Annotated in this window: 14 protein-coding genes and 1 tRNA gene; 9 read left to right on the top strand and 6 right to left on the bottom strand. The window is 56.2% G+C overall.

Annotated features, from left to right (window positions below):
- Positions 1 to 3: 3 nt before the first annotated feature.
- A tRNA-Ser gene (locus ABF287_RS16615) sits at positions 4 to 93 on the bottom strand.
- Positions 94 to 580: 487 nt separating this feature from the next.
- Here ABF287_RS16615 and ABF287_RS16610 point away from each other — a divergent pair.
- The 9 genes from ABF287_RS16610 to ABF287_RS16570 all read left to right on the top strand — a co-directional run bounded on the left by ABF287_RS16610 (position 581) and on the right by ABF287_RS16570 (position 7,784).
- Positions 581 to 1,774: a D-alanyl-D-alanine carboxypeptidase family protein gene (locus ABF287_RS16610; protein ID WP_347186116.1), complete on the top strand. Its 1,194-nt coding sequence runs from the start codon at positions 581 to 583 to the stop codon at positions 1,772 to 1,774.
- Between the two features lie 7 nt (positions 1,775 to 1,781).
- Positions 1,782 to 2,411, top strand: a complete 630-nt coding sequence (gene tmk, locus ABF287_RS16605; RefSeq protein WP_347186115.1) for a dTMP kinase — start codon at positions 1,782 to 1,784, stop codon at positions 2,409 to 2,411.
- A complete protein-coding gene (locus ABF287_RS16600) occupies positions 2,408 to 3,559 on the top strand; it encodes a DNA polymerase III subunit delta' (protein WP_347186114.1) in 1,152 nt (383 codons plus the stop codon). Before tmk ends, ABF287_RS16600 begins: the two co-directional genes overlap by 4 nt.
- 39 nt (positions 3,560 to 3,598) lie before the next feature.
- Entirely contained in the window at positions 3,599 to 4,399 is an 801-nt protein-coding gene (locus ABF287_RS16595) for a TatD family hydrolase (RefSeq protein ID WP_347186113.1), read from the top strand.
- Positions 4,396 to 5,190, top strand: a complete 795-nt coding sequence (locus ABF287_RS16590; protein WP_347186112.1) for an MBL fold metallo-hydrolase — start codon at positions 4,396 to 4,398, stop codon at positions 5,188 to 5,190. Before ABF287_RS16595 ends, ABF287_RS16590 begins: the two co-directional genes overlap by 4 nt.
- 4 nt (positions 5,191 to 5,194) lie before the next feature.
- The gene (locus ABF287_RS16585; RefSeq protein WP_347186111.1) at positions 5,195 to 6,133 is read left to right on the top strand and encodes an AEC family transporter; all 939 of its coding nucleotides are present in this window, start codon (positions 5,195 to 5,197) and stop codon (positions 6,131 to 6,133) included.
- 200 nt (positions 6,134 to 6,333) lie between these two features.
- On the top strand, positions 6,334 to 6,495 hold the full coding sequence (locus ABF287_RS16580) for a hypothetical protein (protein ID WP_347186110.1): 162 nt from the start codon (positions 6,334 to 6,336) through the stop codon (positions 6,493 to 6,495).
- Positions 6,486 to 6,650, top strand: coding sequence for a hemin uptake protein HemP (locus tag ABF287_RS16575; protein WP_347186109.1), 165 nt, complete (start codon positions 6,486 to 6,488; stop codon positions 6,648 to 6,650). Before ABF287_RS16580 ends, ABF287_RS16575 begins: the two co-directional genes overlap by 10 nt.
- Before the next feature lie 39 nt (positions 6,651 to 6,689).
- Positions 6,690 to 7,784: an alpha-hydroxy acid oxidase gene (locus tag ABF287_RS16570; protein WP_347186108.1), complete on the top strand. Its 1,095-nt coding sequence runs from the start codon at positions 6,690 to 6,692 to the stop codon at positions 7,782 to 7,784.
- On the opposite strand, the gene ABF287_RS16565 is transcribed toward ABF287_RS16570, so the two are convergent.
- From ABF287_RS16565 to ABF287_RS16545, 5 genes are all read right to left on the bottom strand, one after another.
- Positions 7,771 to 8,625, bottom strand: a complete 855-nt coding sequence (locus ABF287_RS16565) for a TonB family protein (protein ID WP_347186107.1) — start codon at positions 8,623 to 8,625, stop codon at positions 7,771 to 7,773. The two genes, ABF287_RS16570 and ABF287_RS16565, sit on opposite strands and share 14 nt — an antisense overlap.
- A complete protein-coding gene (locus tag ABF287_RS16560) occupies positions 8,622 to 9,074 on the bottom strand; it encodes a biopolymer transporter ExbD (RefSeq protein WP_347186106.1) in 453 nt (150 codons plus the stop codon). Before ABF287_RS16560 ends, ABF287_RS16565 begins: the two co-directional genes overlap by 4 nt.
- A 4-nt stretch (positions 9,075 to 9,078) precedes the next feature.
- Positions 9,079 to 9,951 (bottom strand): tonB-system energizer ExbB, encoded by an 873-nt coding sequence (exbB, locus tag ABF287_RS16555; RefSeq protein WP_347186105.1) that lies wholly within the window; start codon positions 9,949 to 9,951, stop codon positions 9,079 to 9,081.
- 1 nt (position 9,952) lies between these two features.
- On the bottom strand, positions 9,953 to 10,636 hold the full coding sequence (locus ABF287_RS16550) for a Fe2+-dependent dioxygenase (RefSeq protein ID WP_347186104.1): 684 nt from the start codon (positions 10,634 to 10,636) through the stop codon (positions 9,953 to 9,955).
- A gap of 67 nt (positions 10,637 to 10,703) precedes the next feature.
- A partial coding sequence (locus ABF287_RS16545) for a TonB-dependent receptor (RefSeq protein ID WP_347186103.1) occupies positions 10,704 to 12,224 on the bottom strand: 1,521 nt, incomplete at its 5' end.

The following is a 12,224-nucleotide window of genomic DNA, read 5'->3' as shown; positions in this document are numbered from 1 at the left end:
TGGTGGCGGAGGAACAGGGATTCGAACCCTGGGAGGACTTTCACCCTCGTCGGTTTTCAAGACCGGTGCATTCGACCACTCTGCCACTCCTCCGACGCGCTCTCTCTAGCGCCCCCGTTTCGATTCTAAAAGACATGTAACGAAAAAAAATTAAAACAGATGTCATTTTTTTGGTCTCTGGTCTCGGGCGTCCTAAACCAGTTGTTTTTTGCCGATCGCCTGCGGTGGGGGTTTTCTGAGCAGGTGCGAATGATTACACTGACATCAACACAGATCGTCGCAACCAAGGGAAAGCTGGCAAAAGACCAGCCCCGATAAGTTGATCGAAAGTACAGGGCAGTCACAGGCTTCACATTTCAAAACCACTTTCTTGCGCTTTTGGGGCGAAGATTGGACAGATCAACACCTCGTGCGTGGTGGATTTCGTCAATGTGAACATAAAAGTGAAATCTTCTGGCTACATCGACGCTTATTTTGTGACAGACTGACGCCAAAGAGGTATTTGCCTTTTAACACCAACCGCCGTTTGTTTGCTGACAAGCGCATGTTTTGACGCCCGAGACGAAAGGACCGCATTTCCATGCACCACATACTGTCCCGTATTTCTTCTGCAATTCTCGCTCTGGGTCTGTTGGTCGCTTCGGCAGTGACAGCATTTGCGTTTGAAACCAACGCCCGCGCCGCATGGGTTTACGACCTTACGACTGAAACCTTGCTGTTGGAAAAACAAGCAGATGTGCCCCTTCCCCCTGCGTCGATGTCCAAACTGATGACACTGAACATGCTGTTCGAAGCGCTGCGTGATGGCCGCGTCACATTGGACACACGGTTTTCCGTGTCCACCCGCGCGAAAGAAATGGGCGGCTCTACAATGTTCTTGAACGAAACGGACCGCCCAACGGTGGAAGAGTTGATCCAAGGCATTATTGTTCTGTCCGGCAATGACGCCTGTGTGACCGTAGCCGAAGGGCTTGCGGGCACCGAAGACAATTTTGCGCGCTTAATGAACGAACGCGCACGCGAAATCGGCATGCTCAACTCGACCTTTGCCAATGCGTCAGGCTGGCCAAACCCTGGCCAACGGATGTCGACCGAAGACCTTGGGATTTTGGCCTCACGCCTCATTCAAGAATTCCCCGAATACTACGGCTACTTTGGGCAACTTGAGTTCCCATACGACGACCGCGCGCCGCAAAACCGCTACAACCGCAACCCTTTGTTGAAACTCGGCATCGGCGCGGATGGACTTAAAACCGGTCATACCAATGAAGCGGGATACGGGCTTGTGGGCTCTGCAATGCAAGGCAACAGACGTTTGGTGTTCGTCCTTGCGGGCCTCACCTCGGTCGCAGAACGCGCCCAAGAGGCAGAGCGGGTTGTTAACTGGGGCTTTCGCCAATTTTCCAAGAAAACAGTAGCCCGCGCAGGTCAAGAATTCGCACGCGCGGATGTATGGATGGGTGCAGAAACAAGCGTCGGCTTGGTCGCCCCTGAAGACCTGTCAGTGCTTCTGCCTGCGCAGAACTTACAAGATGCCGTTGCAACTGTGGTCTACTCTGGTCCGCTTGAAGCGCCGATCACCCAAGGCGACAAAGTGGCTGAGCTGGTGATCAATCGCGGTGACATGGCTGAGGCGCGTTTGCCGTTGGTGGCAGATAGGTCCATCGCCCGTGGCGGTTTTGGTCCACGTCTGCGCACATCGTTCAACGTGTTGCGTGACAAGATCCTGACACCGGAGGCAGCACCTGCCCCCACAAACGCTCCGACACAATAGGTCTGTTATGTTCATCAGTTTCGAGGGCATCGACGGGTCTGGTAAATCCACCCAAGCCCGCCTTTTGGCAACCACATTAACCGAGCAAGGCTATGATGTGGTCTTGACCCGCGAACCCGGCGGCTCAGCTGGCGCCGAAGAAATTCGATCTTTGGTGCTTGAAGGCGATCCGGATCGCTGGTCGGCGGAAACCGAATTGTTGCTGTTCACTGCGGCGCGCCGTGATCACCTTGAAAAGACCATCCGCCCTGCACTTGCGGCAGGAAAAATCGTCATTTGTGACCGCTTCGCCGACAGCACGCGGGTGTATCAAGGCTGCACACGCGGCGATCTTTTAGAACGGGTCAACGCCTTGCACTCAACGATGATTGGCGTCGAACCTGATGTCACCGTTCTGGTGGATATCGATCCAAGCGTGGGTCTGTCACGGGCCAAATCACGCCAAACCGCAGAAGAGCGGTTTGAGGATTTCGGCGTCGAGATGCAGATCAAAATGCGCAGCGCGTTCTTGGCATTGGCCGAGGGCGTGTCCCGCTTTGTGGTGATCGACGGCGCGCAAGACCTAGATGCTGTCGCAAGCGATATTGTCGAAAGCGTCATGCCGCGCCTTTTGGCCAGACCACAGGCCGCCTCATGAGGGCGCCAGTGGGTGAGATGGAGCTACAACCCGAAGCAGACCGCGCGCCGGGGGCACCGCACCCGCGCGAAACGGTGCATCTATTCGGACATTCCAAAGCCGAAGCCGCCTTTCTCGACGCGTTCAACACTGGCCGCATGCATCACGCGTGGCTGATTTCTGGCCCGCGCGGCGTTGGTAAAGCCACGCTTGCGTGGCGCATTGCGCGGTTCTTGCTGTCGCAACCTGTTGAACAAGACGACGGCGGCTTGTTTGGCGATGCGCCAATTGCGCCCACAACACTCGACATTGATCCTGACACGCCTGTGTATCGCAGATCTGCACAACTGGCAGAGCCGCGTCTGTGTTTGATCCGCCGCGCCTATGATGCGAAAAAAGGCCGGCACGCGGCGCAGATTTCTGTGGAAGAAGTGCGCAAACTTGGCGCGTTTTTCCATATGTCCGCGACCGATGGCGGCCGCCGTGTTGTCATTGTTGACAGCGCAGACGAGATGAATGGCTCCTCGGCCAATGCCTTGCTGAAAATGCTCGAAGAACCACCCAAAAACGCCGTGTTGTTGTTGGTCTCGCACCAACCGTCACGCTTGTTGCCCACCATTCGATCCCGCTGTCGCGCTTTGCGTTTGGGGACATTGGGCGCGAACGATGTCCAACAAGCCCTTGACGCCGCAGGCTTTGATGCGGCAGACCAGACCGATGCCTTGGCCGAATTGTCGGCGGGCTCGGTTGGCGAAGCGTTGAGGTTGACGAATTTGGACGGCATGGATGCATATGGCGAAATCGTCGCCTTGTTTTCGACACTGCCAAGGCTGGACCGCGCCCGTGCGCTGAAGCTGGCCGAAAGCTGCGTTGGTGCTGCCAAGCTGGACCGCTATGAACTTGTGCTTGGTCTTATTGATCGCTTTTTGACACGTGTTGCGCGCACCGGCGCTGGTCGCCCGCCTGTGGTTGAAGCCGCCCGTGGCGAGGCTGAGTTGATGGCCCGATTGGCCCCCGATGGGATGGCCGCGAAAGATTGGGCCGCATTGCAGCAAGAAATATCGACCCGAGCTGCCCATGCCAAGGCCGTCAACCTTGACCCTGCTGCGCTGATCCTTGATATGGTATTCAAGATCAATGACACGGCCACCCGCGTAGCCCGTTCGTAAGTTACGCGTTGCGCGCCGCCTTATTTCAGAGCACCCGCAATGTCCGCACCCGAAGCCACGCCCAAAATCACTGACAGTCACTGTCACACTGACTTTCCAGACTTTGCCGACGAATTGCCTCAGGTGATCGAGCGCGCGCTAGAAGCTGGGGTGCACCGCATGGTGACGATCTGCACAAAGCTCAAAAATGTGCCACAGGTGCAAGCGATCTCGGAAGCTTACGCGCCCGTGTTTTGGGCCGCAGGCACTCATCCGATGTCAGCCGCCGAAGAACCTTTGGTCAGTGTCGACGATTTGGTGCGCCTTGCAGACCACCCAAAATTCGTGGCGATTGGCGAAACCGGTCTGGATTATCACTACACCGCCGACAGCATGGACATTCAGCAAGAAAGCCTGCGCGTGCACATCGAAGCTGCGCGCCAAACAGGCCTGCCGTTGATCATCCATGCGCGTGCCGCCGATGACGATATGGCGCGCATTTTGACCGAAGAGCACAAAGCCGGTGCCTATTCATGTGTCATGCACTGTTTTTCATCGTCGCGCGCCTTGGGCATGGCAGCGCTTGATCTTGGGTTCTATCTGTCGATGTCTGGCATCACCGCCTTCCCCAAATCCACCGAGCTGCGCGAGATTTTCTGCGACGTTCCGAAAGACCGGATTTTGGTGGAAACCGACGCGCCCTACTTGGCCCCACCGCCCTTCCGTGGCCGCCGCAATGAACCGTCATATGTTGCGCATACCGCGCGCAAAGCGGCTGAGACCTTTGGCATGAACTACGCAGATTTCGCGGCGCAGACAGAGGCCAACTTTGAACGCCTGTTCACGAAAGCCGTGCTTTGAGCCTGACCTTCACCATACTTGGCTGCGGCTCATCGGGCGGCGTGCCGCGCATTGGCGGCAATTGGGGCGCGTGTGATCCACACAATCCCAAGAACGCACGCATGCGCTGTTCGGCCTTGGTGCAAAAGACCGGCCCACATGGCACCACCCAAGTGTTGATTGACACCTCCCCCGACATGCGCCGTCAGCTTTTGGACGCTGAGGTGAGCCATCTGGACGGGGTGATCTACACCCATGCCCATGCCGATCATGTACACGGCATCGATGATTTGCGCCAAGTGGTCTTTGCTATGCGCGAGCGCGTGAAAGTCTGGGCGGATCAAGAAACTAAGAACGATTTGATTGCACGTTTTGGCTATGCATTCATTCAGCCTGAAGGGTCAAACTACCCTGCGATTTTGGACCTGCATGCCATTCGCGGCCCTGTGACCATCGACGGGCCTGGTGGCGCGATCACCTTTGATCCGATCAAAGTGAACCACGGCCAAATCGATGCGCTTGGATTTCGGATCGGCTCCCTCGCCTACATTCCCGATGTGCTTGAGATTTACGAAGACAGCTGGCCGAAGCTCACTGGGCTCGACACACTTGTGATCGACGCGCTGCGATATGAGCCGCATCCCTCACATGCGCATTTGGATTTGGCGCTTGAATGGATTGAGCGCGCGGCCCCAAACACAGCCGTTCTGACAAATATGCACATTGACCTTGACTATGAGACGCTTCAAGCTGAGACCAAAGATCATATCACGCCCGCGTATGATGGCATGGTGATCGCCTTTAAGGACTAGATATATGCAAGCCCTGCTCGACGTCGTTTTGCCGGTATTCCTTGTCATCGGCTATGGATACCTGTCGCGCTGGCGTGGCTGGATTTCCGACGAAGCGGTCGAAACGCTGATGAAGTTTGCCCAAAACTTTGCAGTGCCGACGCTTTTGTTTGCGGGCATTGCGCGCATGGATTTGGGTGAAAACTTTCACATACCTCTGTTGCTGACCTTTTACTTGGGCGCCTTTGCAGGCGGTGCATTTGCTTTTTGCGGCGCACGTTATCTGTTCAAACGCAGCCTGATGGACAGTGTCGCAATTGGCTTTATCGGCCTATTTTCAAACAGTCTTTTGTTGGGCATCCCCATCACAGAACGCGCGTATGGGGTAGACGCCTTAAGCTGGAACTTTGCCATCGTTTCGATCCACGCCCCTGTGATGTACGCGATTGGCATCACGGCCATGGAAGTCGCCAAAGCACGCGGACAAACCTTGTCTGCTCTGAAACTGGGCAAACAAGTCGGCACAGCCATTGTCAGAAACCCGCTGATCATTGGGCTCGGCGCAGGCTGGATCGTGAACGTGTTGAACATATCCCTGCCCAGCACGCTATGGGACGCCATTGGGTTTATGAACCGTGCAGCCATTCCTGTTGCCTTGTTCGGGTTGGGAGGCGTCTTGGTACGCTACCGTCCAGAAGGCGACATGCGGATGATCGCATGGGCCATTGCTGCATCGCTCCTGATCCATCCACTTGTCACCTACGGGTTGGCGCACTTTGTCTTTGATCTGGATATTGCGCCCTTGCGATCCGCAACCCTTACGGCGGCCATGGCGCCGGGTGTGAATGCCTATTTATTTGCAAATATGTATGGCTCCGCCAAGCGCGTTGCTGCGTCGTCTGTCTTGATCGGCACGGCGATCGCAGTGCTGACAATCTGGTGCTGGCTCGCAGTGCTGGGCTAGGCGCACTGAGCGAACAACACTATCGATCCCCTAATGCTTGGGATTCCCCTAACAAGTCAGCAAAAAGCGTTTGCAAAATTCATTAACCTGAGTAAAATAGTCGGATTTCATATTCTGTCTCAATGAGGCACACTATACTCAGTCGCCAGCCTTCTGATTCACGGGCAAGCCAACAGCCTTGACCACTTCAGGAGAGCCCCATGGGATCTAACCTCAACCACTATGACCAATCGGTGCGCGCCTTCGGTTATGAGGCCGCCTGCGCCTTGTTTGAAGCCGTTCACCTTTTCGTGCCGTCTTTGCGCTTTGAACAATTTATTGATCGAATCGAGCACAAACACCGGAGCTCATCGTGCCGCTAAATTCACCAAGAGAATCCTCGCCACAGGCCGAGGCAAAACCCACATATGACGCGATCGAGCTTACCAAGGGCGGCACGCTCGCCAATATTGTGCTCGACGATCAAACCTACACGCTGCGCATTACGCGCGCGGGCAAACTCATTTTGACAAAGTAAATCAGCGCGCTGATCCAGCCTCGCGGGAATTTGAACCATATGGACAGCTTGCCCAAAGTGATTTCTGAATACGCCCCCCGTGCGCGCGGCCTTTTGCCGCCAGATGTTGCGACGTATTTTTTGGGTGGCGCAGGTGCGCAAACGACCCAAAGTCGCAATCGTTCTGACTTGGACGCCATTGCCATTCGCCCGCGTGTCTTGAAGGATCTGCGGGGCGGTCACACCCGCCTGTCCCTTTTGGGACGCCAATATGCGCATCCAATTCTTGCAGCACCGATGGCCTATCAGACATTGCTGCACCCCGAAGGTGAAGCCGCAACAGCAGCCGGTGTTGCGGCACAAGACGGTGGCATGGTTCTGAGCGCCCAAGCAGCCACGCCACTGCGTGACGTCCGCGCTGTCAGCCCAGCCTGCGGCTGGTTTCAACTTTATTGGCACGTGACACGCGACGGTACATTGGCCTTGGCAAAACGCGCCGCCGACGCTGGTTTCGAAGCCCTTATTCTTACGGTTGACGCACCGGTCAATGGTGTGCGCGATGGCGAGATTTCGGAGAATTTCAAACTGCCGCCTCACGTGCGCGCCGTGAATTTAGACGGTCTGCCTCAGCCTCGCTTCGCCCCCTTAGATGAGTCAGACTCCGCAATTTTTGACCGCCTGTCCCATGTTCTGCCCACTTGGGACGATGTGGAATGGCTATGCCAAAACGCGCCACTTCCAGTCATTCTCAAGGGTATTTTAACGCCCGAAGACGCGCGCTTGGCCCTGGAATCTGGCGCACAAGGCATCATCGTGTCCAATCACGGTGGGCGTGTGTTGGACGGGGCTGTCTCTGCAATTTCCGCGCTGCCGAGTATTGTCGATGTTGTTCAACAAACCGTGCCGGTGTTGATGGACAGCGGGGTGCGGCGCGGCGTTGATGTGTTTCGCGCTTTGGCCTTGGGCGCGGATGCTGTGCTTGTTGGTCAGCCGATCGCCTGCGGATTGGCCGTCGCTGGCGCGCAAGGGGTCAGTCACGTCCTGCGGCTGTTGCGCGATGAATTGGAAATCATCATGGCGCTGGCGGGATGCAAGACGCTGGATGAAATCACCCCTGACCGTGTGGTAATCCCTGCCCCTTTCAGCCCTTATTGATCTTGTAGTTCAACGGAATGACCAAAGTGAAACGGTCGCCGTGCAAATGGTTCGGCGGCGTTGGTAATTTTTCGAGATCGTCGAACACCTTGAGTGCGGCTTGATCCAAACTGTCCCAGTCTGAGCTTTTTTCAATGTGGCGCGTGATGATTGCGCCGTATCGATCAAGGGTAAAGCTGACGCGCACCTCGCCCTCTCTGCCTTGTTTACGGGCCGTTGCGGGATAGGTTTTGGCCTTGGCGATGCGCAGCACCAGCGATTTTTGCCACTCGGTGACCTCTTGCATCTGCTCGGCACTCAAGCCCTCAGACTTGGCCTGCGCGGTCTCGGCCTTGGCGTCGGTATCAATGCCTGACACCGATGCGTTTGAAGCATCTGCCGCAGTGGCCCCAAGGGATGAGGCCTGATCCACCTGTTCCTCGATGAATTCAGACGCCGTTTCTGTGGCTGTGTTTTCGATCTCATCCTCGGAGTCCGGCGTGGCGATGCCGAATTTCAGCGTGTCATCATCCACCTCATACGGCGTTTGATTGAGAACTGGTTCATCTGCCGCCTTTGCGGGATCCACCGCCTCAGGGCTTTCTGTAACTGTGGGCGCGTCGACCGCTTCGGCCACTTCAGCACTGTCTTCACCCGCAGCTGAAGGGGCGGCAATGATGTCGGACAGGTCAAACATAATGGCGCCTTGGATGCCAAGCGCATCGGTTTCAACATTGGGCACATGTGGCTCCGTGCCGCTGAGCAAAAGCGCGGGCAAGGCCGCGTGCGCGACAACACTCACCCCAATCGCCACAACGACGGGCGGCCAGAAGGACGATGTGGCACGATATGCAAGGCTCATAGTGCTGGATCCGTTGCAACAGGTGCCGCCTCAGGATTGTCTAGCCCCACAAGTCCGACCTTCACATATCCTTCGGCGCGCAGCACGTTCATCACGGAAATCAGCTCACCATACGGCACAGATTTGTCCGCGCGGATATACAAACGCTCATCACGGTTCAAAGATGTGGCGATGCCCACTTCCATCACCAATGTGTCCATGGTGGCGTCAAATTCGCCCACAGACAGACTAAGGTCTTCGGTCAAAGTGATGAACACAGGCTCTGAAGGCCGCACGGGCGCTTCGGCCACGGCGACGGGCAATTCCACAGGAATATCGACTGTAGACAAAGGGGCAGCCACCATAAAGATGATCAAAAGCACCAACATAACGTCAATGAACGGTGTGATATTGATCTCGGCATTTAGAGCAAGATCGTCTGCCTCGTCTGAACCAATACGTGCGCCCATGGGATCACTCCGCCGCTTGCAGGATGGCGTCTGGGGACGCCGCTTCGATCATTTGAGCGCATTGTGTTCTGACCAAAGCATCCAAATCCAAATCGCGCGATAGGGTCTGTTCCACCAAGGCAGAGGCATCCGACAACATACCGCGATAGCCGCCGATGGCGCGGGCCAAAAGATTGTAGAAAATCACTGCAGGGATCGCCGCGACCAAACCGATGGCCGTGGCCAACAAGGCTTCGGCAATGCCTGGGGCGACGACGGCCAAGTTGGTGGTGTTGGATTCCGCGATGGACGTAAAGCTGTTCATGATGCCCCACACCGTGCCGAACAATCCGATAAAGGGCGCAGTTGATCCGGTGATGGCCAAGACAGATGTGCCCGCGCTCATGCGGCGTGCAGCGCCGGCCTCGATGCGGCTCAACGCGCTGCCTGTGCGCTCTTTGATGCCAGCAGAAATAGCCTCGCCCGAGGCTTTGCGTTCGCGCAAAGCGGCACGGATCATCGCCCCAACAGGCCCTCCGCGGTTGGCAAAACGGTTTTGTGCCGCATTGAGATTTCCTGCTTTGTCGAGCGCGCGATAGGTGCGCTTGAGCTGCATCCGTGCCAGTGCGAGCGTGATCATCTTGGCGACAAATACTGCCCAGACCACGATGGATGCTACGGCCAAAGTGATCATCACCGATTTCACCACAACGTCTGCAGCCAAATACATGCCCATCGGCGACAAGTGGTCTTGGCCCGCTTGTGCAACCCAGTCGGATAGCGCCGCGCGCGTGCTGGCAAAAAGCCCAAGGTTGGAGGCAGCAGATTGGCTTTGATCTGCGGTTTGCGCCAAGGCAGGCGTGGCGAAAAGAACAGCAAAAAGGGGAACTATACGCATGTTAAACTTCCGTCCATTGGCGGATCATATTGTGATAAATGCCTGTCAAACGGCGGACATGATCGTTGTCAGCACCCAGCCCGTCCGCAAGGGTTTGAATGGTTTGATCAAGGTCGAACAAAATGCTGCGCTGCATGTCTGAACGCACCATGCTTTGCAGCCAAAAGAACGACGACACCCGCGCGCCGCGTGTCACAGGGCGCACCTCGTGCAGCGATGTGGACGGGTACAAAACCATATGACCCGCAGGCAATTTGACCGTTTGGGGACCGTAGTGATCCTCAACAATCAATTCGCCGCCATCGTACTCATCGGGCTCAGAGAGAAAGAGCGTCATCGACAGGTCCGTGCGCAAGGGCTCGCCGTTGAAAGGGTTCGAGCGGATCGCATTGTCGACGTGTACGCCAAAGGCCTCGCCTGTCTCGTAGCGATTGAACATCGGAGGCAAAATACGCAAAGGCAAAGCGGCTGACAAAAACAAGGGCGTCTGGCTCAAGCGTTCCAAGATGCTTTGGCCAAGATCACGGCCCACGTCGCAGGTCGCCGGCAGTTGGTGATTGCGTTTGGTTTGGGCAGATTGCACGCCAGCCGTTTGGCGTCCGTCTTCCCAATCAGCACCGTCAAGCGCCGCGCGCAGGGCGCGAACTTCGTCTGGGCTGAACACGTCGGGGATGGTGATGAGCATGTTTGGCGTCCTTCGAAAAATTGGGCGAGAGGGCGCGCGATTGCACGCCCTCACACATCGGGTTTGTTTAGAATTTCATCTCAAGCGTGACCCAAGCTTCGCGACCAGGGGCAACGTAGGTGAAAGGTTCACCAGAGCGGTATGCCGTGTCGTAGGCTGTCACATCCGTCACATTGTCGACGCCAAAGCGGACGGCGGTTGTGTCGGAGACTTCATAGGAACCAACCAAGTCAAAGGACCAGTAAGACGGCAGTTTATTGTCGTTTGCCGCAGTGGTGCCCAAGTCGCGTTCGCCCACAAAGTTGCTTTGCAAACCGACCATCAAAGCGTCAGACACGTCATAAGTTGCCAGCAAGTTGAACTGTTCGTTGGTCATGTTGGCCATGCTTTCGCCGATAGAATCGCTGTTCGCGCTGGCCAAGATTTCGCTGTCCATAAAGACCGCGCCACCAAACAGACCGATGCGGTCATTCAGCTTGCCAGAAACACCCAGTTCGATCCCTTGCACACGGTATTTCAACGTATCTTGGGTCACAGAGGATCCACGCGGACCGATGTCTTCACGCGCATTGTTTTTTGTGGTTTGGAACAAAGCCGCTGTCAGCAACAGGTGATCGCTGTATTCATATTTCACCCCTACCTCATATGAGGTGTTGCGCTCAGGCGCCAAGGTCGCGCCCCCCGCATCAAGCCCGCCATAGAAGCTGCCGCCTGCGGCAATCTCTTGGCCCATGGGGTTGGTGGAGGTTGCCGCCGCCCCGTAGAAGCTAAGCTCTTCGCGCGGTTTCCAAGTCACGCCAATGTTGCCGTTCCACATGGTATCAGTGCGGGCCAGTTCCGTGCCTTCGCTGGTGCGCGAAATGTCGTAGCGATCCACGCGCAAACCGCCATTCACGATCCACTGTTCAGACAAGGTCACAGTGTCCAATGCGTAAAGCGATTGCGTGTCGACTGTGGTTGTGGTGAACGCATCGCTGCGTGTTGGCTGGACCCCTGCCCAACAGACTGACGGGTCTGGGTTGACCACGCTGACCGTACAGCCACGCGCGCCTGCTGGTGGCTGGTAGTCTTCTGATGTGGTGTTGTCGTAAGCGGTCTTATTGATCTCTTCACGCGACACGCTCATGCCGATGATCCAGTCGTGCTGAGCCCCGCCCCAGTTGGATTTGCCCGTGAGCTCAAGATCGTTTGATAGCACCTCGGTTTCTTGGTACCAACTTTTGGAACTCAAGCCGACAGTCCAATCATTCGGATCAGTCGACCCGTTATCAGACACGCTGCTTGGGGCTGTCAAAATGTAGTCGTTCAATGCCGTGGAGCCGCGCAGGGTGTTGGTCAGGGTCATATCGGGCGCGATGTCCCAGATTAAACGACCAGTCGCAATGGTCTGTTCTGTCTCTTGGAAATCGCGGCCAACCATGCCGTAGAATGTGCTTGGGTCGACGCCAAATTCAGGCACGGGCGCATTGGGCAGGCCCACGTCTTCACCGTTGATAAATGGCACACCCCAGTCTGGCATTTGCTCAATTTTCGTATGGCTGAGATCGCCTTCAAACGTCACATTCGGTGCAGCTTTGTAACGCACGGA

This window comes from Pacificibacter sp. (assembly GCF_039769035.1).
GTDB lineage: Bacteria > Pseudomonadota > Alphaproteobacteria > Rhodobacterales > Rhodobacteraceae > Celeribacter.
Note: the sequence above shows the minus strand (reverse complement) of the source record. Positions and strands in the feature narration are given on the sequence as shown.